Source organism: Phycisphaerales bacterium (assembly GCA_040221175.1).
GTDB lineage: Bacteria > Planctomycetota > Phycisphaerae > Phycisphaerales > UBA1924 > JAHCJI01.
The window spans coordinates 518,057-541,375 of the sequence record JAVJVK010000004.1; the positions used below are offsets into that span (position 1 = coordinate 518,057).

The window sequence follows — 23,319 nt, forward strand, 5'->3', positions numbered from 1 at the left end:
AGACCCAACGCGCAGATACTGCGCACCCGGCTTCAGTTCCGCGGGAAGCCCCGCAGCTTGGCGATCACCAGGCGCTCGACACGAGGTAAGCCATCCACGTCGTTGCCGAACACGTCATTGATGAGTGCCGTCAACTGGCGGGATCCGGTGCGGAAGTCCGGCTCGCGCAGCTCCGTCAGCTTGGCCCGGCGGAAGATCTGGGTAATCCCTTCCTGGATCTCCGCGGCACGCTGCTCGAGTTGCTTCTGCACGTACTCCTGATTCTTCCGCCGGACCTTCAGGTAGATCTCCGCCTCCCAGATCCACACCTGGTTGCTGGTCATGTTCTGGTACTGCTCGTCTGTCAGCAACACCTCGACCAGTGCTTCGGGGTCGTCTTCCTCGCTCACGATCTCCGCTGCCGCGTCCTTGGGCCCCCCGGACATCATCGTGATGAACATGAACACGCCCACACCCTCGACCGCCATGATCGCCAGGATCACGGCCAGAAGCTTGGGCGAGAGCCCACGCTTGCCCTCGGGCTTCTCGGCGTTGTCGGTGTCCTTGGGTGACTCGTCGGCCATACCTATCCTCCGCGATCGTGTTATCGGCTACGGCCTTCCCGTCCAATTGGGATCCGGATGCGTCTCGTCGGGGTTGATCTCCGTACGGATCACCTGCACGCGCCGATTCGATGCCGCCGCGGCTCCCGGTCCACGGGCAGCCGCCACCGGTTCGGCATCGGCCTTTGCCTCCAGTTCCATGAGCCGCGGATCGAGCCCCACCTCGCTCACCAGGTAGTCCATCACCGCCTTGGCCCTGCGATAGGAAAGATCGTAAAAATCCAACCCCGAAATGCGATCCTCGGCCCCCCACGCGTGGCCTCGAATCTCGATCTTCACGCGATGCCCACGCAGCGCCGGCCCCACTTCCTCGCGCAGCTGCCGCTGCACGCGGGGGCTCAGCTCGAACGACCCCTCATCAAATGTCAGGCTCGCGCCCACCGTGAACTGCAAGCCCTCGTTGATGACGTTCGTGCTCTCGTTGCGGCCCGCGATCGAATCGGTCGTGGTTTCGGCCGAAATGAACGGCTTCTCGGACGATTCGGAGTTGTCGGTGTCCAGGCTGTCGACGGTCGAGAACGGAATGTCTTCGACCCGGATCTTGCCGATGCCGCCCTGGTAGCCGAAGGCCTCCTGGATGCTGCGAACGACGTCCTGGTAGTCGCGCTCCTGCTTCAACTCGCTGAAGGCCGCCAGCAGGATGAAGAAGCACAGCAGAAGCGACATCAGGTCGCCGTACGTCACGACCCACTCGGGCACGCCCTGGGGCGGCGGCTTCTTCCGCTTCTTGGCCATCGATCAGGCCGCCTCACGGGCCGCCGTGAACGCATCGCGTTGCGCCGGCGGCAGGAACGTCAGCAGCTTGCTCTCCACCACGCGCGGGTTGTCGCCGCTCTGGATCGACATCACGCCCGTCACGATGATCGTCTTGACCAGCATTTCCTCGGCGTCCTTGGCAGCGAGCTTGTCCGCAATCGGCGAGGCAAACAGGTTGGCGATCAAGGCGCCATACAACGTCGTGATCAGCGCCACCGCCATGCCCGGCCCGATCTTGCTCGGGTCGTCCATGCTCTTGAGCATGAAGATCAGGCCCAGCAGCGTCCCGATCATTCCGAACGCAGGCGCATACTTCGCGAGCGCGTCCAGCACCGCCTTGCCGCTCTGGTGACGCTCGGTCAGCGCATCAAGCTCGGTATCGAGAATGGTCTGGATCAGTTCCGGATCCGTGCCGTCCACGGCCATCTTCACGCCGCGCACGATGAACGGGTCCTTCATCTCGCTCATCAGGTTCTCGAGGCTCAGGATGCCTTCCCGGCGAGCCACCTCGGCATACTTGACCAGTTCGGCGATCGTCTCGGCAGGGTCCCCCGCCTCGTTGAAGAACGACTTCTTCACCACGCCCACCAGGCCCGTGATGCGCGCCAAAGGAAACGAGATCACCACCGCGCCGGCCGCACCGATGATCACCACGAACACCGACGTCGGGTCCACCAGCGCCATGACGTTGCCGCCACCGCCGATCACCACCGCAATACCGATTGCGGCGACGGCCAAGACGAGCCCAACGACGGTTCCGATATCCATGTGACGCTCGCTCCAACGGGGCACATCGATCGGCGGCACGAGCCGCACGCATACCCCATCTTCATCGACGCGCCTTATCGACCGCTTGAGCCCAAAAACGGACCAACGGCCAATTCCTCAACTCGGCGGCATCAACCGTCGCAGCAGGCGTCCATAGTCCACCGAACGGGTGACGACCTCCGCCATCGGCTCCTTCACCACGATGTGGTCGCCGTTCACCAGCGTGATCGTGGTATCGGGGTTTTCTTCGATGGTCCGGATAAGCTCCGCATTCAGCACGAACGCCTTCCCGTTCAGCCTCGTGAGCGCGATCATGACGCCGACCTCCCCGCTATCACGTCATCGCCCGAGCACGACCAGCTGCTGGAGCAGTTCGTCCGTCGTTCGGATCACGCGGGCGTTGGCCGAGTAGCCCGTCTGTGCCAGAATCAGTCCAATGAACTCGCGGCTCAGGTCGATGTTGGATTCCTCGAGTTGGCCACCAAGCGTCGCCCCGGTGCCGAATCCACCGGGCTCGGTGATGACAGCATCGCCGCTGTTGGGCCCGCTGCGGAAGAGGTTGTCTCCCGCGTCGGCCAGGCCCTGCGCGTTGGCAAACGTCGCCAGGGCGATCTGCCCGATCGGACGGCTCAGGCCATTGGTGAACGAACCCGAAATGATCCCATCGGTGCCGATGCCGAACGCGTTAAGCGTGCCCGCCGGCAGGCCGTCCTGATCATCCACCGCGATGCCCGACTCGCCCTCGCCAACGTCGAGCGCCTGCAGCCGCGAACCATCGCCCTGGAACAACAGGTCGAACGCAAGCGGCTGGGCCGCGCCGTTGGCCACGCGATTCAACACCACGCCCACGGGCTCGGCCTGCCGCAGATTCCCATTGGTATCAAACTCGATCGTCCCCGTGCCCAGCGCGGTGCCACCGGCCGCCTCATCGCTCTCGACGTAGTAACGCCAGGTCGTCCCCTCGTCGCTCTTGTTCTCCAGCACCATCGTCAGATCGGCAAGCACCAGGCTTCCCAGGGAGTCGTACACGAAGAACGGCGTCCGCTGCGATTCGCCATCGGCCTGCCGGGTCGTTTGCGCCGCGAACGGGTTACGCCCGGTGGCCAGGCCATCCTCGTCCAGCACGACGAAGTCCCCGGTCTCGATGTCCAGGTCGTTGGCCTCGCCACTGTTTCCCACGATCTGGATCTGGCCCGTCGCCTCGTCCAGCGTCGCGCCCACGGCGCCGCCTTCTTGTGGTTGAATGCCCAGCGCTGAGTTCAGGAAGTTCAGAAACTCGCCAATCGTCGTCGCCGCGCCGATCGCCAACTGCGAGATCGGCAGCGTGCGACCTCCCTTCTCGGCCCCGCGAATCTGCACGCCGTCGCCAACCGTCGACGCCTCGCCCAGTTGCAGCGTCTGCCCCTCGGCAAACATCGCCATCCCGGCGCCTCGCTGGCCAGGGTTCTCCAGTCCAACCAGCGGCGTGTCGACCGTCAGCGGAGCGCCATCGAGCGACGCGAGCCCCAGGCCGTCGCCGCCGGTCAGAACCGTCCGTGAGCCCTGCTGCGCCACCTCGCCACCCGCATCGAGCACGCCGTCGAACCGCACGGTCGACGTCGCTTCGGCCACCGTCATCGAGCCCAGTTCGATCGTGACGTCCTGCAACTGACCGCGCTGCACCTCGAAGCTGTCGTTGATGCCCCAGCCCTGCACGCGCTCGCCGTTGAGCGTCACCAGCTCGTTGTTCTCGTTCAGCGTGAATGCGCCCGCCCGGCCGTAAAATCGCTCCTCGCCACCCCGCAGCACGAAGAAGCCGGCGCCATCAATAGCGACATCAGTCGGTACGCCCGTGGGTGAAATCGTCCCGCTGCCCATGTCGCGCTGGATGCCCGCGACCTTCGTGCCCACGCCCACTTGGTACGGATTGGTCCCGCCCAGATCGGCCGAAGGCTCGCTCCCGATGCTGAACGTTCTGGGGTTCTGATTGGCCTGGTGCATCCGCGCACTCTTGAAGGCCGTCGTATTAACGTTGGCAATGTTGTTGCCAATGACGTCGAGCCGACGCGTCTCGACGTTCAGCCCGCTCAGGCTGGAAAACAGGGCCGTGGTCGAAGCCATGGGTCACGTTCCTTCAAGTCCACGCACGAAGCGCAGAGTTCAAACCTGTTGCAAAGGTGCGCCCGAAGGCGCCAATTGGCGGAGCAGAACACTGCCATCCGGGCCGGCCTCGCCCGTCGGGCCAGCCGACAAGACCACGTCGACATCGGTCATCAAGGCGCTCTCTGCCGGCGTGCTCTCCAGAGCCGTCCGGCTCTCGACATCGAGCTTGATCACCATGCCGTCGATCAACACGGCCGCAGTCGACGCGCCCTGCGCCTCGGCCACGTCCGCCGCATGTGACAGACGCCGTAACTGGTCGGCACTGAGATCGACGCCCAACTCCGGACCCGACACGACGGCGCGCCCGCCTTCGAGATCGCCCTCCCGGGCCGCCTCCAATGCCGCATGGAATCCTTCGTCGGGCGCCTTGTCAGCGCCACCAAGCCCGAGCAGCCTCGAGCCCAGCCCCACCAGGCTCAGCAGGTCGAGCGGCGTGCCGGTCACGGGAGCAGCTCCGCATACTCACCTACGCCGGTCAGCCGATCGAGCGACAGTGTGGAGCCATCCTGGAGCAACAGCGTCGGCGCTCCATCGCGCGTGCGCACCGCCCCCACGGTTCCCACGATCGACTCGCCGGCTTCGGTAACACCCTCGACGCGTCGGCCCACCAGCGACGTCGCGCTGGCCAGCCGGTTGTCGGCCACCAGCGATTCCAGCTTCTCGGTCAGCTTCAGGTCGCTCTCGATCGAACGCACGCTCGAAAGCTGCTGCACGAGCGCATTGGTGTCATTGGGAGCCAGCGGGTCCTGCGACTGCAACTCGGCCAGGATGATTCCGAGGAATTCCTGGGAGTCCAGTTCACCCATTCGATTCGTCTGGCTGGCGCCCGAGGCAAGCCCCGGGTTGGCGGAAATCGCGCTCATCGGACGTACTCCGGACTCGCGCAAGGAAGCGCCATGCTCATGCGATGGCGTTCAACCTCACCGTTCCCAACGATCGCCAGGGCTCCGCCCCGACGGCCGCGAGTTCGTCATCCTCTCGCGCCGCTCCGCGTCGCGATCCGCCATCCGCCCCATCGCCATCGGACGCGCCTCGCCCGTCGCGATCGCCAGCAAACGCGTGGCCATCCTGGCCCCCGTCGGCTCCGCCATCCTCGTGCATCGCAAGCCGCGTACCAGCCTGCGCCGGCTCCTCAACCAGCCGTACCTCGATGCGCTCAACCGTGAGCCCGCGAGACTCAAGTTGCTGCCGCAGCGCGTCTCGCGAGCCTTCCAGCATCCGCTTCGCCTCAACGTGACGCGCTTCGAACGTCGCCGTCACCTGGTTCTGCTCAACCCGCACGCGCACGCTCAACTGCCCCAGGCTCTCCGGGCGCAGCCGCAGCGTCACCTCGCCCTGGCCCGAGCGCAATGCCTGCGCCAGACCCCGGCCGACCTGTGCCTGGAACGCCTTCTCAAAGCGCAGCGATTGATCCGCCCGCTGGGCCACCGGCGCCTGGGCTCGCCCGCGGGCCGCACCACCCTGCGGCCCGCGGGCAGCATCCACGGCGGGCGCCTGGGCCCCGGTTACGTTCACACGACCCGCCGTCGTGGCGCCAACCGACTGCACCGACGCCACGGCAACGGCTGCCGACGACGGCGGCCGCGCCTGCGTCGCCGAGGACTCGTTACCCGCTCGACCCTCACCCATGCCCCGGGGCTCGGCATTGGTGCCCTGCCCGGACACGGCCGCACGTTCCTGACCGGCAGCATGGCTTACCGGCTCACCCCGTGTCGCTGGTGCAGCAACTTCTTCCGGGGCCGGTGCGGGCCGTGCCGATTGCTGCCGGGCGTCCGCGGCCAGTCGTTCGAGCCCGACGCGCGATTCCTGCGCTCCCGGCCTCGCGCCCTGCGCATGCTCGCGCCGATCCTGCCGACCTTCACGCGCGTCCTGCGCAATCCACTCGGCCGCCGAGTCGTTGCGGACCTCCCCGCGCACGATCCCCGCTTCACCCCCCTGGAACGCCCCCAGCAGCATGCCAAATGCCGCCGCATCGGCCTGCACGCGTACCTCACGCTCGCGAGGAGCCTGATTCCGTGCGTCGCCCTCAGGAGGCTTCGGGCTGAGTTGGACCTGCTGCTGCATCGGCGACCTCCGGCGTCACGCCGTCCGTTCGCAGACGCTCCAGCAAAATCGCGGCCAACGACGCGTCGTTCTTCTCGAACTCGGCCAGAACCTTGTTCCGCTGCCGATCATCCATCGCCCGCAGGTACTCCACCACGATCGCCCGCCCGTCCAGTTCTCCTTCCACCGGCTCGGCCTGTCCGTCCCACATGGCCATAAGCACGTTGTGCGCCGACGGAGCCCGCAGGCCCTGCAGCGTGTCCACCGCGGTCCGGAACTGCTCCTGGCCGAGCAGATTATCCCGCTCGGCGATGCGGGCCTCGAAAGCCGCACGCTGCATCTCGATGGCCTCGGCCAGCCGATCGGTTTCCTGGCGCTCGCGAGCAAGCAGGTTTCGCAGGTCCTCCAGTTCGCGCATCGCGCGGGTCATGCGCTGGTCGGCAGCCATCGTCGCCTCCTGTTGGAGCCGCACGAGTTCCTCCGCAGTCATGGGCGAGGTCATCAGCGTTTCCACCCGATCGCGCAGTTGCTGTACCTCTTGCTGTCTGGCCTGCTCCTCCGCGGCTTCCGCAGCAAGGCGTGCTTCCCGCCCCTCGGGAGTCTCCGCGAGCATCTCCTTGAGCGCATCCACCCGCTCACGGTCCAGCCGCCCCGTCGCTGAGAGCCAGCCCACGACGCCGCCCAATGCCACGAGATTCGCCAGCGCCATGACCGACACGATCGTCCAGAGATTCCGCATCTGCTATCCCTCCGCCGTATCCGCGTGCCCGCGTCGCATCACCGACAGGTCGTCCTGTTCCAGCCGCTCGGCCTTCTCCAGTTCTGCCAACCACGCCTTGTACCGTCGCTCCCGCAGCCGCTCGATTGCTTCACGATGCACCGCTGCCTCGCGTAGCAATGCTTGCGCCCGATCGACCCGCTTCTGAACCCCGGCCAGCTTCAACGCCAGGGCGCGTGCCTTGCGATCCGAACCCAACTCGCCCGCCACGTGCTCACGCAACGATCGAACCGACACGCGACCAACCATCAGCCCACGCGTTACTTCGCGTTCGGCCTCCACGGCCTCACGAAGCGAGTCCATCTGAGCTTCGATCTCGCTCCGCTCACGCTGCACCTGCGCCAGCAGAGCCTGCGCGTTGCGCTCGGCACGCCGCCGCTGCTCCAGCACCGCTTGCAACTCGAACACGAACCGTCGAGCCACCGATCACCCTCCCTCGCCCAGCCGCTCGGAGATCTCACGCCCCAGCGCAAGCAAACGCGCGCACGCGTCCTCGAACCCGATCGCATCACCGGTCGACTGGCGCAGCAAGCCATCGATCGCGGGCATGAACTCGATCGCCGCGTCGGTCTCCTTGCTCGACCCCTTGGCGTACGCGCCGATCCGGATCAGATCCTCGGACTTTGAATAGGCCGCCAGCAGCCGGACCACCGACTCACGTGCCCTCGCATGCGCATCGTCCATGAGCCTGCTCGCCAGCCGACTGACCGACCCAAGCACATCGACGGCCGGATAGTGCCCACGCGTGGCCAACTCGCGGGACAGCAATACGTGGCCATCGAGCACGCCGCGCACCGCATCCGACACCGGCTCGTTAAAGTCGTCGCCCTCGACCAGCACCGTATACAGGCCCGTGATCGAGCCCACGCGTCCGCCGCCCAGCTCGACCGCGCCCGCGCGCTCCAGCATCGCGGCCATGTTCGCAAATACGCCTGGCGTGTAGCCCCGGCTGGTCGGCGGCTCGCCCGCGGCCAGACCGATCTGCCGCAGGGCGTGCGCGTACCGGGTCAGCGAATCCATCACCAGCAGCACGCTGTGCCCCAGATCCCGAAAGTGCTCGGCAATGGCGCAGGCCGACCGCGCCGCCCGCGCGCGCACCAGCGGCGATTCGTCGGCCGTCGCGCACACCACGATGCTCCGCGCGAGCCCGCGCTCTCCCAACGCGTCTTCCACGAACTCGCGCACCTCGCGGCCACGCTCGCCGATCATGGCAACCACGACGATTTCCGCGTCGGTCTGCCTGGTAATCTGCCCGAGCAGCGTGCTCTTGCCAACCCCCGGGCCCGCGAAGATCCCCATGCGTTGCCCGCGACCGATCGGCGTCATCAGATCGATCGAACGCACCCCCGTACGCAGCGGCAGCTTGATCGGCTCGCGCGCCATCGGACCCACACGCATCGGATCCAGCGGCGCCCACCCGTGCTCACGCGGTGCCGGCAAGCCGTCCAGCGGCCGACCCATCGCGTCCACCACGCGCCCCAGAAGGCCCGGACCGACTGCCATGCTGGCCCACGCCTGCAACCCCTCGACGACGTCGCCAGAGCGGATGCCCTCGCCACGCCCCATCAGCATCACGATCGCGCGCTCATCGGCCAGGCCCACGATCTCGCCGAGCTGCTCCCCACCGCCGGCCAGCGAGGACCGCACCCGCACGACCGATCCCACCGGCATTGCCAGACCGCTCACGAGCAGCGTCGAGCCGCGCAGCGCCGAAACACGCCCCGCGACGCCCATCGGGATCGTCGCATCGAGCGCCACGCCAGCCCGCTCCAGCACGCTCATGCCTCTTCGCCCGGCAGCAGCGCTTCCACGATCCGCTCGAGCTGGGTCTCAATCGTCCCATCGATGCGCGACGCATCGGCCTCGACGATCACCGAACCGTGCGACAGCGACTCATCCTCCACCACCGAGGAACTCGCATTCTCGGCCAGCAGGCTCGCCAGCTCGGGCATCGCCTCCCGCACGGCCTGCGCGTCGACCGGCGAGACGCGTACCCGCACCCGGCTCGGCCGCATCGCCAGTTCGAGCGCCTCGCGAAGCTGGAGGACCGCAGCGTCCTCATCCACGTCGATCGTTCGTTTGGCAACCCGCTCGCCCAGCCGGACGGCAAGCGCTACGACGCCCCGCTCGCCCTCGGTATGCAACGCATCGCGCCGCGCCTGAAAGTCCGTCAATGCGCTCCGCCAGGCGGCTTGGAGCGCCTTGATCGCGTCAGCTTCCGCCGCCAGGGCCTCGGCACGCCCTTGCTCCATGCCGGCCTGCCGACCTTCGGCAATGCCCTTTTCCAGGCCCTCGGCATGCCCGCGTTGCTCGGCCCCTTCAAGAAGCCGATCGCGCTCGGCCCGGGCTTCGGCCACGATCCGATCGGCCTCCTGCCGTGCACGCTCCATCATCGCCTCGCCCTGGCGGGCCAGGTCGCCCAGGTCGAGCACCACCGCGTCGCGCGCCAGCGATGCCGCGTCGGCTCGCCGGATCATCGGCATGACATCGCTCCACCATCCACGGTCACACCACCAGCTCGGTGTCGCCGCGACCCTGGATCATCACGTCGCCCGACTCTTCCAGCCTGCGCACGATATCGACGATGCGCTGCTGCGCAGTTTCCACGTCGCTGATGCGCACCGGGCCCATGAACTCCATGTCTTCCTTGATCAGCTCTGCTGCCCGGGCCGACATGTTGCTGAAGATCTTCTGCTGCAACTCCTCCGAGGCGGTCTTGAGCGCCAGGCCAAGCTCGTCGTTGTCGACCTCCTTCAGCACGGCCTGGATGCCCTTGTCGTTCACCAGCAGGATGTCCTCGAATACGAACATCAGGCGCCGGATCTGCTCGACCAGGTCCGGGTCCTCCGACTCGAGGCCCTCCATGATCGCCTTCTCCGTCGAGCGATCCGCCAGGTTGAGCATCTCGGCCACCGTGGGGACACCGCCGCTTTTCTCCATGTTTTGCATCAACATGTTGCTCAGGCGACTCTCCAGCCCCCGCTCGACCTCGCGGATCACCTCCGGGTTGGTCTGCTCCATGTTCGCGATGCGCTTGATCACCTCGATTTGCTTCTGCATCGGCAGCCCGACCAGGATCTCCGCCGCCTTGTGATGGCTCAGGTGGCACAGGATCAACGCGATCGTCTGCGGGTGCTCATCCTGGATAAACGTCAGCAGGTTCTCGCTCTCGGCGCGTTGCAGGAAGCTGAACGGCGTCTTCTGCACTTGCGTCTGGATCTGCGACAGAACCTTGTTGGCCTGCTCCGGATCCAGTGAGTTCAGCAGCACCTCCTTCGCAAAGTCGAGGTTGCCTTCGCCGGCAAACTCGTTCGCCACGGTCAGGTCGTAGAACTCCTTGACCACGGCTTCCTGCAACTTGCTGGGCACCCGCCCCAGGCTGGCCAGTTCCCTGGTCACTTCCTCAACCGTCTCGGGCGACATCGCCTTCAGCACCACCGCCGCCCGCTCGGTGCCAACTGCCAGCAACAGGATGGCCGACTTGGTCGCGCCATCCAGATCAATGGGGTTCGTCGGCAGCTTCTCGTGCGGCTTGCGAGGCACGGCATACTCCAGGCCCGACCGGGCTCACTCGTGGCTCGCGGCCACCCAACTCTGTAGCAATGACGCCGCCGTCTCGGGCGAAGACGCGACAAGCTCACCAACCTGATCGAGCATCTTCCCAGCCCGGACCTGTTCCTCATCCAACTCGATGCCCGACATCGGAATGTCGCCCTCGTCGGCCTCGCCATACAGGTCGCCATCGGCCTGCAGCGCCGGGGGTACACCCACCAACTCTTCGGCCGTCGGCAGTTCGGTCTTCTTGGTTGCCTTGCGCACCAGCATTGCCATCATCGCCACGCTCACGAGCGCCAGTACGCCCAGCACGGCCTTGTCGATCAATCCACCGCCAGCCAGGCCCATGAACCCGCCGCCAGCGCCTCCAGTGACGCCGCCGCCAAGCCCAAATCCTCCGCCGACCTCGCCGCGCACGAGCGTGACATCGTTGAGCATGGACACCGTCACCGCTACGTCCGCCGGATCGCCCTCAACCACGTTCCCCAGCACCAATTGGATGCGCGATTCGAGATCGCTCCGAACCAGGCTGAATCGATCGGCGATCTCCTCGGCCGTCGGCGGCGTGGGCTCTTCGCCCTCCGCGGGCGGCAGTTGGTCCTGCTCGAGCAACCGCAGCACGTAGCTCCGCGGCACGCCCAGCATGACCGATACGCCCTGAAGGTCTCCGCCGGGGTCTTCCAGGTTCTCCGTCGTGCTGGGGAATCGATTCTCGAACGCTGAATCCTCGGTCGTCTCGGTAAAGGTCGACCCCGTCGACGAGCCCTGGCTCACCGACAAGGGCTCGTTCGAGCGCGTTCCCGCCACGCCGCCCTGGGTTGCGTTCTGCTGCACGCGTTCGGTGCGGCTCTCGCTGAGCAGGCCCGACAGCGGCTTCTGATACGTCTGGCTCTGCCGGGTCCGGCGTGCGTTATCCACCCGTGCCAGCACCGCCACCGACATGCCGGGGATGTCGCGCAGGAAGCCGGTGATCTTGTCCTCCAGCATCCGCTCGATCTGAAACGTCTGCTCGAGGGCCTGCCGGGCGGTCAGGCGGCGGTCGTCGTAGGACTGATACGCCAGCCCACTGACGCCATCGACCACCTTTACCGCCGTCGGCTCCAGCCCGGCGACCGAGCCCGCAATGCCTTCGGCGATGGCGTCCACCGTGTCCTGCGGAAGTTCACCCCCCACAGGCCACACGAACACCGAAGCCGAAGGGGAACGCGACGCCCGGCCGAGACCTGCCTGCTCGGGCATGTCGATGGCGACCTGGGCGTGCCGCAACGATTGCCAGTACGACAGGATCTCCGAGAGATACTGCGAGTAGATCGCCCAGTACTGCTGGTGGTTGTCCTGGCGGGAGTTCATCCAGCTGCGCGACTCGATCAATCGCTCGATGAACGAAGCCGTCTGCGGCGGAACGATCCGCTGCTCCATGAGCAGGCCCTGCACCCGCGCCACGTAGTCCGAACGAACCAGGATCTCGCCCTGAGCGTTCGTTTCCGCCTGAATGCCCTGCCGCTCCAGAGCAGCGATCGCCCGAGTCCGCTCGGCCGCGTCGCTCACGATCGCCGCCGGCACCGCCGCCGTCCTCGATGCATACTGGGAAACCAGGAAGAATGCCATCGCCACGATGATGGCCACCGAGCCCACCAACAGCTTCTCGATCGTGCCGAGGCGGCCCAGATAGCCCGCAAGATGGCGCAGCCGCTCCTTGGGTTGTTTGCTGGCCGTCTCCACGCCGTCACTCCCTGGCGCGTTCCACGCGCACATCGCGCGCCGGCCTGGCGCCGGAGCGTCCACTCGTGGTCGGCTTGTCGGGGGCCCGGGCTTGAATACCCGGCATCAGCGGCGCACAACCCGCGCCAACACGCGCAGTTCCTGCGCGTCGGTCACACGCGCATCTGCTGCACTTCCTGATACGCCTCCATCACCTTGTTGCGCATCTGCTGCAACAACTGGAAAGCGGTATCGGCCTTCTGCGTCGCAAGAAGAACACCCTCCAGGTCCGTCCGCTGGCCGGTCATCAGGTCCTCGACCGCCTTGTCGGCGTCCTGACGCATCTCCGATGCCTCGCGGAGCTGACCAAACAGGGCCTTGCGGAATGCCTCGCCGTCCGTTGGCTCGGTCTGGGCCTTGCCGGGCTGCCCATCGCGCAACGGTCCGGTCGATCCGCCGATCAGGCCAACAGGGTCGCTCATGACGCTCCGCCTCCGAATGCTACCGATCGTTCACCGACCGACGTGATGTCCTACGCGATCATCCGCAAAGCCTGGGCCAGCATCGCCTTGGTCACCTCGGCAGCCGCCACGTTCGCTTCATACGCCCGGGACGCCTCCATCGCGTCCACCTGCTCGGCAAACGTGCTGATGTCGGGGCCCATGACGTACCCATCCGCATCGGCATGCTTGCTCGTCGGATCGTACCGCTCTCGTAGCGCCCGCTCGTTCTGGGCCACTTCCCGCACGTGCACGCCCAGGCCCCGGCCCTCCGCGGTCGTCGCCGAGGGATCACCGGCCGCGAGCACGACCTCGCGCCGAAGATACGGCGCGTAGTTGCCATACTGGTCCTCGACGACGTTCGCGCCGGCGATGTTGGCCGAGGCCGCCGTCAGCCGAACGCGCTGCGCGATCATGCCGCTCGTGGAGATGTCCAGGCTACCGAACACGCCCTACCCCGCTTCCTCAGGCCACACGCTGGCTGATTGCCGTCCGCAGCACGCCCACCCGGCTGCGCATCAGGTCTGATGCCACCCGGTACACCCCGTAGTTCTCGGTCATCGACTGCATCAGTCGCTCGACGTCTCGATCGTTGCGGTCGTGCAGGAGCACACCGCCCACGCCCCGGGTGCCTCGTAGCGGCATGAGATCAAGCCCGCCGTCCTCACGCACACGAACCTCACGCGTGCTGCGCATGTCCAGCGAGCCGTGGATACCGCCGTTGCGCGCCCGCCGATCGGCCACCGCCTCGCCCAACACCTTCTGGAAGGCCTTGGGCGACACGTCTACGGCCTGGAAGTTAGGCGTGGTCAGATTCGCCACGTTGTGGGCCAGCAACCGCTGCCGCTGCCCCGTGAAGCGCATCATCGCCTCGAGCGTGGGGAGCGAGCCGGCTTGGAGGGTCTTCTGCAACATCGCGTGGGAACCAACCGCAAACGCCGGGCCAATCTGGCCCCGCGCCACCGTTCAGAGGTCTTCGGGCACCAGCTTCTCGTCCTTCCACTTCTTGAGCTTGATCCCCAGCGTCCGCACGCCGATGCCAAGCGCGTCGGCGGTTCGCTGCCGGTGGCCGTCGTACCGCTCCAGAGTCCGAACGATGGCGTCCCGCTCCATGTCGTCCAGCGTCGTGTCTCCGGGGGCAAACACGATGGCCCCGTTCGATCCCCCGCCGAACCCATCATCGACCCCGGCCCCCACCGCCACGGCTCGCTCCATCACCGGCGAGGGCTCGATCGCCACCGCCGCCCGCTGCACCGGCGTCGTCTGCCATGCGAGCCAGGGCTCGATCATCTCCCGACGGATCACCGCCTCGTCATGGCGCGATCCCGAGGCGCTCAGCACCACCGCACGCTCGCACACGTTTTGGAGTTCGCGCACGTTGCCGGGCCAGTCATAGCCGCACAGCAAGTCCACCGCGCCCGGCTCAAGGCGCACCCGCCCCCGCCCCTCGCGCCGTGCGATCTGCCCAAGGAATGCCTCGGCCAATTCAGGCACGTCCTCCAGTCGATCGGCCAACGCCGGAAGATGGATCGGCAGCACGTTCAGGCGGAAGAACAGGTCTTGTCGGAAGTCCCCCGCCGCCACGGCCTTGGGCAGGTCGCGGTTGCTCGTCGCCAGCACGCGCACATCGATCGAGATCGTCTGGCTGCTGCCGACGCGCTCGAAGGCCCGCTCCTGCAGCACGCGGAGCAGCTTCGCCTGGATTGCCGGGCTGACTTCGCTCACCTCGTCCAGCAGCAGCGTGCCGCCGTGAGCAAGCTCGAATCGCCCCTTGCGCATCTTGTCGGCGCCGGTGAATGCGCCCTTCTCGTGGCCGAAGAGCTCGCTCTCCAGCAGCGTCTCGCTCAGTGCCGCACAATTGACGGCCAGGAAGGGCCCGGTTCGCCGCGGGCTCAATTCGTGGATCGAACGCGCCACGACCTCCTTGCCCGTACCGCTCTCGCCCACGATCAAGACCGTGCCGTGGCTGTCGGCCACCGCCTGTACCTGGGCCTTCACGCTCCGCATGGCCGGAGAACCGCCCACCAGCCGATCGAGCCCGAACGCAGCGCCTCCGGTGGCGATCTTACCACTGGGCTCCACGACGGCCTGGCTCCCATCGGCACGCAACACGGCGTTCTCGCGCCGGAGCTTCGCGTGCTGAATGGCCCGCTTTACGCAGATCAGCAGCTCGTCGCCCTCGAACGGCTTGGTCAGATAGTCGAACGCCCCGAGCTTCATCGCCTCAACGGCCGTCTGGACCGAACCAAACGCCGTCATCAGCACGACGGGCAGCTCTTCGTCGATCTTTCGCACCTGCGCCAGCAACTCGACGCCCGTCATCCCGGGCATCTTCAGGTCGCTCACCACCACGTCGGGCCGCTGGAGCGCCACGCGATCGAGCGCCTCCTGCCCGCTGGTCGCCGCCAGTGCCGTCAACCCCGCGCGCCGCAGCACCGAGCACACGCTATCGCGCATCATCTCCTTGTCGTCGACAACCAGCACCGTGCTCAAGCCACGCCCTCCGTTCGCACCACCGTCGATCGCACCGGCAGCGTCAGCACGAACCGTGCTCCACCGCCGGGCGCCTCGCCCGCATCCACGCGACCGCCGTGCGCATCGACGATGCGCTGCACCATTGAAAGGCCAAGCCCGCAACCGGTCTGGCGCGTCGTATAGAACGGGTTGAACATCCGCTCCACGATGCCCTCGGGCAGGCCGGGCCCCGTGTCGGTCACCTTGTACGCCACCTGCTGCACGCCCCCACGCTCGAACACATCGACCGCCACGCACACCCGCCTGGCGCTCATCGCTTCGGCCTCGGCGATCGCCTCGATGGCGTTGCGAATCAGGTTCGCCAGCGCCTGAGACACCAGCCCGCCATCGATCTCGACCTCGGCGCATTCATCGCCGCCAACCAGTTCCAGCTCCACCCTGGCAACCTCGGCCAGCATCTGGCACGTCGACAAGGCCCGGCGCGCCGGCTCTCGCGGCGAAACCCACGCCGGCGTGGGCTCCAGCTCTCGGGCAAAACGCAGCACATCGCCCACCACGCCGTCAAGCTCGCGCGCCGCGCGCAGGATCTTCCCCGCCGTCTGCCCGCACTCGCCCTCACCCAGGTCATCGCGAAGCATCTCGGCATGCAGCGCAATGGCCGCCAGCGGGTTGCGGACCTCGTGGGCGATGCCCGCGGCCATCTCACCCAGCGCTGCGAGCCGGCGGCTCCGCTCCAGCCGGCGGTTCGCCTCGTGCAGTTCACCCTTCAGCCGCGCCACCTCGGAACGCAAGGCCTCGTGCGTCTGGCCGAGTTCGCCAGCCGCGGCGTTGAACGCCCGCATCAACTCGGCCAGATCCTCGGGCGTCACCGGCCCACCACCGGTCCCCCGACCAGCCGCGAGCATCCCCGGATCGATCGATGCCGGCACGCCCATGTTCAGGCCTCCCGATCCTGATGGATCGGCATCCGCGTGGCCGTTCCGCCGTAGGCACGCACCGCGCCCTTGCCCCGTCCGACGCCCTGCATGCTGCTTCGAATCTGATCTCGCGCACCGTCGAGCTGCCGGCGCGTCTGGGAGTCCTGCTCGTGCACCCGGGCGGCCAACGCCTTCACGCGATCGAGCCGCTCGCCCAGCAAAGCACGCTCGTCCTCGGCCAAGCCGGCCACGAAGCCGTCCCAGTCCTGGCGGACACCCTCCAGGCTCTGGTGTACCTCCACCAGTTCATCCACCACGGCCTGCCGCTCGCCCATCAGGCGCAGCAACTGGTCGCCCTCGCCCTGCGAGATCAGTGCATCCTGCCTGGGCCCGAAGGCCGCAAGTTGGTCATACAAGGCCGCCTGGCGTTCCAGCGCCGGCATTACCCGATCGCGCAGCAATGCCCGGGCAGACTCCGAGCCGCACGATTCGCCGTGGGTCATCCTGACCTCCAGACGGGGCGCACTCCACGCCCTCGCGGGTGCCATCGACCGCATGAGGCAAAAATCTTCAATCTACGCGCAAGAACTGCCGCGACGCAACACGCCCACCAGGCGCCGGACCCTCACTCGTACACGGGCTCGGCCAGCCGCCTGGCCCGCGACGGCGCCTCCTCGGGCTCGGGGGGCTCGGTCAGGTCCATGGGCAGGTACACCCCGTTGGCGTGGTCGCTGTTGAGCACGACCGCGCAGGGCGGCACGAACCGCGCCCCCTCGGGCACCTTCTCGTGCCCGAGCACGAACATCGTCACGCCCCAACGCTCCACCAGGTCTTCCAGGCTCTCGGCGTCGTAGTGCCGGCCCCACACCATCATGTGAGCCGAGCCGGTCAGCGGCTGGTAATCCTCCTCGGTCAGATCGCGGTCAAGCACCCCCACGTCGAATCGCCCCATCATCGCCGGACTGGGCACGCTGTGGCTGCACTGGATCACCCCGCGCGGCGTCTCGCAGCGCAGGGCCAAGGGCATCGCACGCACGAACGCGGCGATCGCCTCGTGCACCCGGTCCGCGTCGTCGCCAAAGACCCGGGCCACGCCGTCGTTGAATGCCTCCACCACGCGTACGCCGTCCTTCACGATGCCCGAGCCCACGATCTGGGCAAGCTCGTGGTTGGCAAGCAGCACGTGCACGTGCTCAGGAAACGCCGCTTTCAGCGCCGCCACCCGCGTCAACGCCCGGAAGCTGAAGTCGACCCCACCCATCAGGTGCTCGCCGTGGATCAGCTCGTGAAGCGTCAGGTGGCTTCGTTCGCTCTCGGCCGTCTCGGCCGGGTCGCCGTGCAGCCCCGCGGCCTCGATGACCCGGCTCAGGTGCAGCGGATTGTCATGGATGTCACCCGTGGCGATCAGGCTGCCCGGCGCCTCGATCCAGTCGATTGACCCACGACGGCAGGATGCATCGCGGCTGGCCTCGGCCGCCGATTCCAGCGTCTGGCATACCACGTCCACCGAAGAGAGATCGAGATCCTCGAACGCATATACGTGCATGCGGGCCGTCCTTTGCCGGCGATGGCATCGCCGCCGTCAGCTCGCCGCCGAGCCTCGCACGGTCAGGCCACGCTCGGCTTCGGCCCGGATGATCCCGTGCACCAGGTTCAACCGGTCGGCCACGTACGTCATCGACTCGGGCCGCTTGGCCGGGTCGACCTCCACGCACCGCATGATCAACTCGTTGAGCTTGGGGTGGATCCGCTCGTTCAATTCGATTGCCGGCTTGGGCTTCTCGATCATGCTGTCGTCCAGCGACCCAAGCAGCGAATTCTCGTCGGCCAGCGCCGTAGGCACCCGCTTGTCGGTCAGCACGGCGTACATCGTCGCGCCCAGGTTGTAGATATCCGTCTTGGGCGTAATCGCCCGGCGGTGCACCTGCTCGGGCGCAATGAAGTCCGGCGTGCCCTGGATGCGAGGCTTCACAGTCCCGGTAGGGCACGACTGGCCCAGATCGATGATCTTCACCACCCCATCGGGCGACACCACCACGTTGTTGGGCTTCATGTCCGCGTGCACGAATCCACGCTCGTGCATGTGCGCCAGCGCCAGGGCCACCTGATGGAATACGTCCAGCGCATCGTCGAAGGTCTTCGGGGGCTTCTGATCCATCGCCACGCCGTCAACTAGTTCCATCACCAGGAACAGGTCCTTCACCTTCAGCAGGTGCTTGCGCTTCATCATCCGTCGGATCTTGCGGATGTTCGGGTGGTCCAGCTTGCTGGCCACCTTGTACTCATACTCCGCCTGCTCCAGGAACCGCTGGTCCTTGGGCGTCTCGCGCTTGACGTGCTTGAGGGCGTAGATCTGCTTGGTCTTCTCGTCCTGGGCCAAATAGATAATCGACGCGGCCCCGCGACCGAGTTCGTCGAGAATCCGATGGCCCTCAATGACCTCACCCTTGGGAAGCGGCTCCACCGGTGACTGCTCCTCCCGACCCCTGATGGGTCCCGCCAAATCACGGGAACCGATTTCCGAAAACCCCGAACGCCCCGATGACCAATCCCTGACAAAGGCGTCCAAACGGGCGACTACGGTAGCCGGTCTATCGGCCCGTCGCGGCCCAGGATTCGCTCCATCCGGGCCCAACGCCTCCAAGCCGCCAGACCCACCGACTCTCGGACGCGCCGACGCCGTACGGCTGGCCCCAACGCCCACCCCCGCAGGGGCTTGCATGCTCGATTGTTCCATCTTCCCGCGAGCGTGGCTCGTCGAATCGACTCACGGACGCCCGGCCGCGGTGGGGAACGTCGCGGCTTGAAGACTTGTTCGGATTGGATCCGGCTCGGTTGCATGCGCCGGCACCGCCCAGGCGCCACGACGGCCGCTACCGGACTGGCACGCCGGCCTCGGCCAGACGCCGGTAGAAGCTCTCGCGAGGGAAATACGGACCCGGATCATCCACACCGGCCACGTCCTCGTGAAGCAGGATGCGGTTGCTAGGGATATCCAGTTCCCTCGCCAGCGTCGATACGGCCGCCACCAGACGATCCATCTGCGCCCGGCCGAAGGCTTCCTGGCGACCATCGCCGATCAGGCACACGCCGATCGAATCGCGGTTGTACGCCAGGCTATCCGGACCAGCCACGTGCGCCCCGGGCTGCTGACGCAGCCAACGCTCGGCCACGTGCAGTTCGCCGTCGGCCATGCCCCGGCCGTTGCCGATTACGAAGTGATAGCCCAGCCCGGCCAACCCCATCGACTGGTGCGCCCGAGCCAACTGGGCCGCATCTCCGTGACGAGACCGGCTGTGGTGGATCACGATGCGGGTCCAACGGCTCTCATCCAGACCCACCGGAGGCTCGGTGATCGCCTCGAGCGGCACGCTCGCCGCCGACGCCGCGAGCGGTGCGATGCTCCGCCCGCCCACCCCGGGCGACCGCTGGCCCTCGACCAGCACCAGCAGTGACGCGAGCACCACCATCGACCCCGCAAAACTCGTCAGGACCATGCCCCGACGCGAACGCAGCAAAGCCGAAACAACGGCCTGTCCCATCGAGCGACTCGAATTGCGTGGCAGCCTGCCAACCATCGTCATTGCCGGGTCCATCCGGAGGTCGTTCGAGCGATGCGAGCGTAGCGCATCGAAGAGCATCAATGCATCGGAAAAGACCGAAGCTCCTCTTCGTTTATTTGCGTCCGATTATCGCCAGAACGTTCCAAACGCAACGATTGCGGAGGTTATGGGCTCACTTGGGCGCCAGGCGGGCCGCAACGTTCGGCCGGGGCCGGCCGAACTCGTCGCGAACAAAGGTGTCCGCGTCCTGATTGCGGACCCGGTCGTAGCGGTGGAACGGGCTGCGAATCTGGTTCTCGGTAATCAGCGGCTCGCGACAGCCGGACAGCATCGCCGCACCCCCGGCCGCGACCAGCAGCAGCCAAGCCTTCCCCACCCCGGACCATCGACGAAATCGCTCAGCCATAAAACAGTGTACCACACGTCCAATGACGTGTGGTACACCGGAGGAGGAGAGAGAGATGCGTGTGGATCCGGCCCTTCCTGGGCGGCCCCCGGCGTCGCGTTCCCTGCCGGGGCGGTCCACATAAAGCTATACGTTGAGCACACTTGTTTGTTCTGAGGCCCACACCGAATCGTTGCAAATTTGCAACATTTGCCGCTCCAGCGACGCCTACCTGGGTAAATGCAAGCACCCCACAAGACCCAAACGACCATCCACCACCATCTGTCGCAGCGCCTCGCCCAAGCCCACGGCCACCGCGGTCGACAGGTTCAAGCTCCGCTCGCCCTCCCGCAGCGGGATGCCAACCCGCCACGCGTCCTGACCCTCCAGCAACTCCGCCGGCAGGCCCCGCGTCTCCTTGCCGAACACCAAGTGGTCCCCCGCCTCGAAATGCGCCTCGAAGTGCGGCCTGCCCCGGCGGGCGGTGAAGTACCACCGCCGGGCCTCCGGGTAGGCCTCCAGGTACGCATGCCAGTTCCGGTGCACCGTCGGGTTTAGCCGAGGCCAGTAGTCCAGGCCCGCCCGCCGCAACGCCTTCTCATCGAGATCGAAGCCCAGCGGCTCGATGAGATGCAAGGCCGCACCCATCGCAAGACAGGTGCGGCCGATGCTGCCGGTGTTATTGGGGATCTCCGGCTCGTGGAGCACCACGTGCAGCCGCGGCCAACTCGTGCCGTTGTCCATCGGGCCTATCGACGGTTCTGACGCGAGAGGTATGCCTCGTCGCGCTGCCGCCGGATCTGCACCGCCGGATCGACCTCCACCATGCGGTTCAGCGCCACCTCGAAGCGGTCGTCCAGCGGGTGGCCCATCCAACGCACCGAGTTGTCGGTGCTGTAGAGCACCACGAACGGCACGTGCAGGTCTCGGATGGTCTCCAGGATGCGATCACCACCGCCGTACACCTCCTTGCCCAGGGACGACGTCAGCAGTTCCAAATCCTTGTCGAGCGCGATCGTGTGCTTGATCTGCGTGCGATTGGTGATGTTCGCCAGCGTCCGGCCATACCGCTCGATCGCCTCGTCGATCACGCCGCGGTTGCGACGTACCTCCTCGCGATCGACCGCGACCCACGGAATCGACATGCCGATCACGACGATGTCCCGGCCGTGCCGACGCTGCAACTCGTCCATCAGCGGCTGCACGCGCTCGTAGCTCGACGGCACCGTGTGGGCCCAGTAATACACCACGCGCACGCGACCGTCCATGTTGGGCTTGGGCGTCACCCACGTCACAAGGTCGGTGTTGAAATCCACGATGGGCAGCGCCGTCTGGCCGCGGTTGTCAAAGTCCGCGTTCTGCGCTTCCTCGGCCGCACGCCAACGCGCCGGCCAGTTCGCGTCCTGGTACAGCAGCGCGTCCTGCGGCGGAATGTCCCAGTTGGGAATGTCTGCCGCATCGTTCTGCGCCACGCGGCCGATCACGCGGGTCGTCGGTCGCTCCGGCTCAGCGCGACGGGACGCCGCCTGCGCCGCGACCTCGCGTGTCTCCTGGCTCACCAACTGCACCGCGTCGCGCACGCTGCCGCGCTCGATATCCGCAAAGCGGATCTGGCCGGCCCGATCAACCACGTAGAAGTTGGGATCCATGTCGGCCTTGATCGCTTCGCGGAACTTCGAGCCCGCATCACGCGCAATCGGGTAGCTCAATCGCAGACGCTCGGCGGTCTGCGCCGCGGTGTCGTAGCCCTCGTCCGAGTGCACGCCGATCACGACCAGCCCCTGGTCTGCAAAACGCTTGGCCATCAATTCAGCAGCGCGGGCCGAAGCGGTCGACCCCGAGTGCCAGCTGGCCCACGTCAGGATGAGCACCGGTTTGCCGTCCAGGTCGTCGGCCGTCAGCGGCTCACCCACCCAGTCGGTCAATCCGCCCAGCAGCGACTTGTCGAACGTGCTGAGTTCCATCGCGTTCAGCGCTTCGCGCCGCTCGCCCGAACCCTCGCGGATGATCTGCTCGCTCTGCGCCAAGCCGGCACTGGCCGCCAGCGCCACGATCGTTGCCGTCAGAATCCCTCGCATACGTGCTGCCCTCTGCGCCGTCCCGACGCCAGTCTGTTCTCGTTGCGTTCTTTGCCAGAGCCATCCACAGCCAAACACGACCCGAGATCCGGGCCCTCGCCGCAGGATACCACGCTCGGCCGGGCCTCGTTGCAACCGCATCGCGGGCCCACTCTCTCTATTGACGCTGCAGACGGCCAAATGTTCCCCTTATCCGGCCCCTGCCTCGCAGAGCGTCGCGAGAACGATCGCCGCCGACACCCCAACATTCAGCGAATCGACGCCCTCGTTCATCGCGATGCGCACCCGATGCTCCGCCGTCGCCATCGCGGCCTCGCTCAGCCCGGGCCCCTCGGCCCCCAGAAGCATTGCCAGGCGATCCGGCGGACACCGCAATTCAACCCCACCCAGTGGCCTCGCCCCCGCGTCCGGCGTGAGCGCCAGCGTCCGCAGCCCCATCGAGACCAGCCGATCGAGGTCCCCGGGCCAATCAGCGGCCCGCGCCGTCGGCACCCGCAGCACGTGCCCCATCGACACCCGCAGGCTCTTGCGGTAAAACGGGTCCGCACACCCCGGCCCGAGTAGCACCGCCGACCCCACCGGCGCCAATGCCGACAGGCTCCGATACAGCGATCCCACGTTGTCGTGGTTGCTCAGCCCCTCGAGCACCAGCACGCACGGAGCCGCCCGAACAACCTCCTCCCACGATGCCGCCTCGCCCCGCTCGCCGATCGCCAGCACACCCCGATGCATGTCGAACCCCACGATCCCCTCGGCCACGCCCCGATCGGCCACGAACACCGGCGTCCCTTCTGGCAACCGATCGATTGCGACCCGCATCGAGAGCAGCCGCGTGGGCGTGATTAGAACCGAACGAACCATGAACGAGGACGCGAACAACTCCCGTGCCACGATCTCGCCCTCGGCAATGAACAGCCCGCCCAGCCCCGTACCTCCATCCCGCTGCACGCGCAGCCATGCGTCCTTCTGGTCGCGATAGGGCTCCAGCTCAGGGTGCGAGAGATCGTGGACTGGGATGAATTCGGGGCCAGCAGCACTCGTCACGGGCTCATTCTG

The 23,319-nt window shown here is 66.8% G+C and carries 27 protein-coding genes; all 27 read right to left on the reverse strand.

Annotation, left to right across the window (positions count from 1 at the left end; genetic code table 11):
• Nucleotides 1-32: 32 nt before the first annotated feature.
• The 27 genes from RIE32_04470 to RIE32_04600 all read right to left on the reverse strand — a co-directional run bounded on the left by RIE32_04470 (nucleotide 33) and on the right by RIE32_04600 (nucleotide 23,307).
• Nucleotides 33-563 (reverse strand): hypothetical protein, encoded by a 531-nt coding sequence (locus RIE32_04470; GenBank protein ID MEQ9095496.1) that lies wholly within the window; start codon nucleotides 561-563, stop codon nucleotides 33-35.
• 27 nt (nucleotides 564-590) lie between these two features.
• Nucleotides 591-1,337: a flagellar motor protein MotB gene (locus RIE32_04475; protein MEQ9095497.1), complete on the reverse strand. Its 747-nt coding sequence runs from the start codon at nucleotides 1,335-1,337 to the stop codon at nucleotides 591-593.
• A gap of 3 nt (nucleotides 1,338-1,340) precedes the next feature.
• Nucleotides 1,341-2,126 (reverse strand): motility protein A, encoded by a 786-nt coding sequence (locus RIE32_04480; GenBank protein ID MEQ9095498.1) that lies wholly within the window; start codon nucleotides 2,124-2,126, stop codon nucleotides 1,341-1,343.
• Nucleotides 2,127-2,243: 117 nt separating this feature from the next.
• Complete coding sequence (locus RIE32_04485; protein MEQ9095499.1) at nucleotides 2,244-2,441, reverse strand: flagellar FlbD family protein; 198 nt, start codon at nucleotides 2,439-2,441, stop codon at nucleotides 2,244-2,246.
• A gap of 24 nt (nucleotides 2,442-2,465) precedes the next feature.
• On the reverse strand, nucleotides 2,466-4,226 hold the full coding sequence (locus tag RIE32_04490; protein ID MEQ9095500.1) for a flagellar hook-basal body complex protein: 1,761 nt from the start codon (nucleotides 4,224-4,226) through the stop codon (nucleotides 2,466-2,468).
• 39 nt (nucleotides 4,227-4,265) lie between these two features.
• The gene (locus RIE32_04495; GenBank protein ID MEQ9095501.1) at nucleotides 4,266-4,712 is read right to left on the reverse strand and encodes a hypothetical protein; all 447 of its coding nucleotides are present in this window, start codon (nucleotides 4,710-4,712) and stop codon (nucleotides 4,266-4,268) included.
• On the reverse strand, nucleotides 4,709-5,131 hold the full coding sequence (locus tag RIE32_04500; protein MEQ9095502.1) for a flagellar hook capping FlgD N-terminal domain-containing protein: 423 nt from the start codon (nucleotides 5,129-5,131) through the stop codon (nucleotides 4,709-4,711). Before RIE32_04500 ends, RIE32_04495 begins: the two co-directional genes overlap by 4 nt.
• Before the next feature lie 37 nt (nucleotides 5,132-5,168).
• Entirely contained in the window at nucleotides 5,169-6,332 is a 1,164-nt protein-coding gene (locus RIE32_04505; protein MEQ9095503.1) for a flagellar hook-length control protein FliK, read from the reverse strand.
• Nucleotides 6,295-7,020, reverse strand: coding sequence for a hypothetical protein (locus tag RIE32_04510; GenBank protein MEQ9095504.1), 726 nt, complete (start codon nucleotides 7,018-7,020; stop codon nucleotides 6,295-6,297). Before RIE32_04510 ends, RIE32_04505 begins: the two co-directional genes overlap by 38 nt.
• 33 nt (nucleotides 7,021-7,053) lie before the next feature.
• Nucleotides 7,054-7,512, reverse strand: a complete 459-nt coding sequence (locus tag RIE32_04515; protein MEQ9095505.1) for a flagellar FliJ family protein — start codon at nucleotides 7,510-7,512, stop codon at nucleotides 7,054-7,056.
• A gap of 3 nt (nucleotides 7,513-7,515) precedes the next feature.
• On the reverse strand, nucleotides 7,516-8,871 hold the full coding sequence (locus tag RIE32_04520; protein ID MEQ9095506.1) for a FliI/YscN family ATPase: 1,356 nt from the start codon (nucleotides 8,869-8,871) through the stop codon (nucleotides 7,516-7,518).
• The gene (locus tag RIE32_04525; GenBank protein ID MEQ9095507.1) at nucleotides 8,868-9,572 is read right to left on the reverse strand and encodes a FliH/SctL family protein; all 705 of its coding nucleotides are present in this window, start codon (nucleotides 9,570-9,572) and stop codon (nucleotides 8,868-8,870) included. Before RIE32_04525 ends, RIE32_04520 begins: the two co-directional genes overlap by 4 nt.
• Nucleotides 9,573-9,594: 22 nt before the next feature.
• Complete coding sequence (gene fliG, locus RIE32_04530; protein MEQ9095508.1) at nucleotides 9,595-10,632, reverse strand: flagellar motor switch protein FliG; 1,038 nt, start codon at nucleotides 10,630-10,632, stop codon at nucleotides 9,595-9,597.
• A gap of 24 nt (nucleotides 10,633-10,656) precedes the next feature.
• On the reverse strand, nucleotides 10,657-12,366 hold the full coding sequence (locus RIE32_04535; GenBank protein MEQ9095509.1) for a flagellar M-ring protein FliF C-terminal domain-containing protein: 1,710 nt from the start codon (nucleotides 12,364-12,366) through the stop codon (nucleotides 10,657-10,659).
• 152 nt (nucleotides 12,367-12,518) lie between these two features.
• Nucleotides 12,519-12,827, reverse strand: coding sequence for a flagellar hook-basal body complex protein FliE (gene fliE, locus RIE32_04540; protein MEQ9095510.1), 309 nt, complete (start codon nucleotides 12,825-12,827; stop codon nucleotides 12,519-12,521).
• Between the two features lie 50 nt (nucleotides 12,828-12,877).
• Complete coding sequence (gene flgC, locus RIE32_04545; GenBank protein ID MEQ9095511.1) at nucleotides 12,878-13,294, reverse strand: flagellar basal body rod protein FlgC; 417 nt, start codon at nucleotides 13,292-13,294, stop codon at nucleotides 12,878-12,880.
• 16 nt (nucleotides 13,295-13,310) lie between these two features.
• A complete protein-coding gene (locus RIE32_04550) occupies nucleotides 13,311-13,760 on the reverse strand; it encodes a hypothetical protein (GenBank protein ID MEQ9095512.1) in 450 nt (149 codons plus the stop codon).
• Between the two features lie 51 nt (nucleotides 13,761-13,811).
• On the reverse strand, nucleotides 13,812-15,329 hold the full coding sequence (locus tag RIE32_04555) for a sigma-54 dependent transcriptional regulator (protein MEQ9095513.1): 1,518 nt from the start codon (nucleotides 15,327-15,329) through the stop codon (nucleotides 13,812-13,814).
• A 5-nt stretch (nucleotides 15,330-15,334) separates the two neighbouring features.
• On the reverse strand, nucleotides 15,335-16,255 hold the full coding sequence (locus tag RIE32_04560; protein MEQ9095514.1) for an ATP-binding protein: 921 nt from the start codon (nucleotides 16,253-16,255) through the stop codon (nucleotides 15,335-15,337).
• A gap of 2 nt (nucleotides 16,256-16,257) precedes the next feature.
• Nucleotides 16,258-16,740 (reverse strand): flagellar export chaperone FlgN, encoded by a 483-nt coding sequence (flgN, locus tag RIE32_04565; GenBank protein MEQ9095515.1) that lies wholly within the window; start codon nucleotides 16,738-16,740, stop codon nucleotides 16,258-16,260.
• Nucleotides 16,741-16,862: 122 nt separating this feature from the next.
• Nucleotides 16,863-17,783 carry a hypothetical protein gene (locus tag RIE32_04570; protein ID MEQ9095516.1) on the reverse strand — a complete coding sequence of 307 codons (921 nt, stop codon included), beginning with the start codon at nucleotides 17,781-17,783 and terminating at the stop codon, nucleotides 16,863-16,865.
• A gap of 36 nt (nucleotides 17,784-17,819) precedes the next feature.
• Nucleotides 17,820-18,701, reverse strand: coding sequence for a serine/threonine-protein kinase (locus RIE32_04575; protein MEQ9095517.1), 882 nt, complete (start codon nucleotides 18,699-18,701; stop codon nucleotides 17,820-17,822).
• A gap of 409 nt (nucleotides 18,702-19,110) precedes the next feature.
• Nucleotides 19,111-19,779 (reverse strand): peptidoglycan recognition family protein, encoded by a 669-nt coding sequence (locus RIE32_04580; GenBank protein ID MEQ9095518.1) that lies wholly within the window; start codon nucleotides 19,777-19,779, stop codon nucleotides 19,111-19,113.
• A gap of 193 nt (nucleotides 19,780-19,972) precedes the next feature.
• Nucleotides 19,973-20,206 (reverse strand): hypothetical protein, encoded by a 234-nt coding sequence (locus tag RIE32_04585; protein ID MEQ9095519.1) that lies wholly within the window; start codon nucleotides 20,204-20,206, stop codon nucleotides 19,973-19,975.
• 207 nt (nucleotides 20,207-20,413) lie between these two features.
• Nucleotides 20,414-20,929 (reverse strand): tRNA (cytidine(34)-2'-O)-methyltransferase, encoded by a 516-nt coding sequence (locus tag RIE32_04590; GenBank protein ID MEQ9095520.1) that lies wholly within the window; start codon nucleotides 20,927-20,929, stop codon nucleotides 20,414-20,416.
• Nucleotides 20,930-20,934: 5 nt separating this feature from the next.
• Nucleotides 20,935-22,263, reverse strand: coding sequence for a TlpA disulfide reductase family protein (locus RIE32_04595; GenBank protein ID MEQ9095521.1), 1,329 nt, complete (start codon nucleotides 22,261-22,263; stop codon nucleotides 20,935-20,937).
• A 189-nt stretch (nucleotides 22,264-22,452) separates the two neighbouring features.
• On the reverse strand, nucleotides 22,453-23,307 hold the full coding sequence (locus RIE32_04600) for an RNA methyltransferase (protein ID MEQ9095522.1): 855 nt from the start codon (nucleotides 23,305-23,307) through the stop codon (nucleotides 22,453-22,455).
• Nucleotides 23,308-23,319 lie beyond the last annotated feature (12 nt).

Excerpts from the sequence above, each read along its gene's own strand:
- RIE32_04470 (MEQ9095496.1), bottom strand. The coding sequence starts at position 563 with ATGGCCGACGAGTCACCCAAGGACACCGACAACGCCGAGAAGCCCGAG.
- RIE32_04475 (MEQ9095497.1), bottom strand. The coding sequence starts at position 1,337 with ATGGCCAAGAAGCGGAAGAAGCCGCCGCCCCAGGGCGTGCCCGAGTGG.
- RIE32_04480 (MEQ9095498.1), bottom strand. The coding sequence starts at position 2,126 with ATGGATATCGGAACCGTCGTTGGGCTCGTCTTGGCCGTCGCCGCAATC.
- RIE32_04485 (MEQ9095499.1), bottom strand. The coding sequence starts at position 2,441 with ATGATCGCGCTCACGAGGCTGAACGGGAAGGCGTTCGTGCTGAATGCG.
- RIE32_04490 (MEQ9095500.1), bottom strand. The coding sequence starts at position 4,226 with ATGGCTTCGACCACGGCCCTGTTTTCCAGCCTGAGCGGGCTGAACGTC.
- RIE32_04500 (MEQ9095502.1), bottom strand. The coding sequence starts at position 5,131 with ATGAGCGCGATTTCCGCCAACCCGGGGCTTGCCTCGGGCGCCAGCCAG.
- RIE32_04505 (MEQ9095503.1), bottom strand. The coding sequence starts at position 6,332 with ATGCAGCAGCAGGTCCAACTCAGCCCGAAGCCTCCTGAGGGCGACGCA.
- RIE32_04510 (MEQ9095504.1), bottom strand. The coding sequence starts at position 7,020 with ATGGCGCTGGCGAATCTCGTGGCATTGGGCGGCGTCGTGGGCTGGCTC.
- RIE32_04520 (MEQ9095506.1), bottom strand. The coding sequence starts at position 8,871 with ATGAGCGTGCTGGAGCGGGCTGGCGTGGCGCTCGATGCGACGATCCCG.
- RIE32_04525 (MEQ9095507.1), bottom strand. The coding sequence starts at position 9,572 with ATGCCGATGATCCGGCGAGCCGACGCGGCATCGCTGGCGCGCGACGCG.
- fliE (MEQ9095510.1), bottom strand. The coding sequence starts at position 12,827 with ATGAGCGACCCTGTTGGCCTGATCGGCGGATCGACCGGACCGTTGCGC.
- RIE32_04550 (MEQ9095512.1), bottom strand. The coding sequence starts at position 13,760 with ATGTTGCAGAAGACCCTCCAAGCCGGCTCGCTCCCCACGCTCGAGGCG.
- RIE32_04560 (MEQ9095514.1), bottom strand. The coding sequence starts at position 16,255 with ATGGGCGTGCCGGCATCGATCGATCCGGGGATGCTCGCGGCTGGTCGG.
- flgN (MEQ9095515.1), bottom strand. The coding sequence starts at position 16,740 with ATGACCCACGGCGAATCGTGCGGCTCGGAGTCTGCCCGGGCATTGCTG.
- RIE32_04570 (MEQ9095516.1), bottom strand. The coding sequence starts at position 17,783 with ATGCACGTATATGCGTTCGAGGATCTCGATCTCTCTTCGGTGGACGTG.
- RIE32_04580 (MEQ9095518.1), bottom strand. The coding sequence starts at position 19,779 with ATGGGACAGGCCGTTGTTTCGGCTTTGCTGCGTTCGCGTCGGGGCATG.
- RIE32_04585 (MEQ9095519.1), bottom strand. The coding sequence starts at position 20,206 with ATGGCTGAGCGATTTCGTCGATGGTCCGGGGTGGGGAAGGCTTGGCTG.
- RIE32_04590 (MEQ9095520.1), bottom strand. The coding sequence starts at position 20,929 with ATGGACAACGGCACGAGTTGGCCGCGGCTGCACGTGGTGCTCCACGAG.
- RIE32_04595 (MEQ9095521.1), bottom strand. The coding sequence starts at position 22,263 with ATGCGAGGGATTCTGACGGCAACGATCGTGGCGCTGGCGGCCAGTGCC.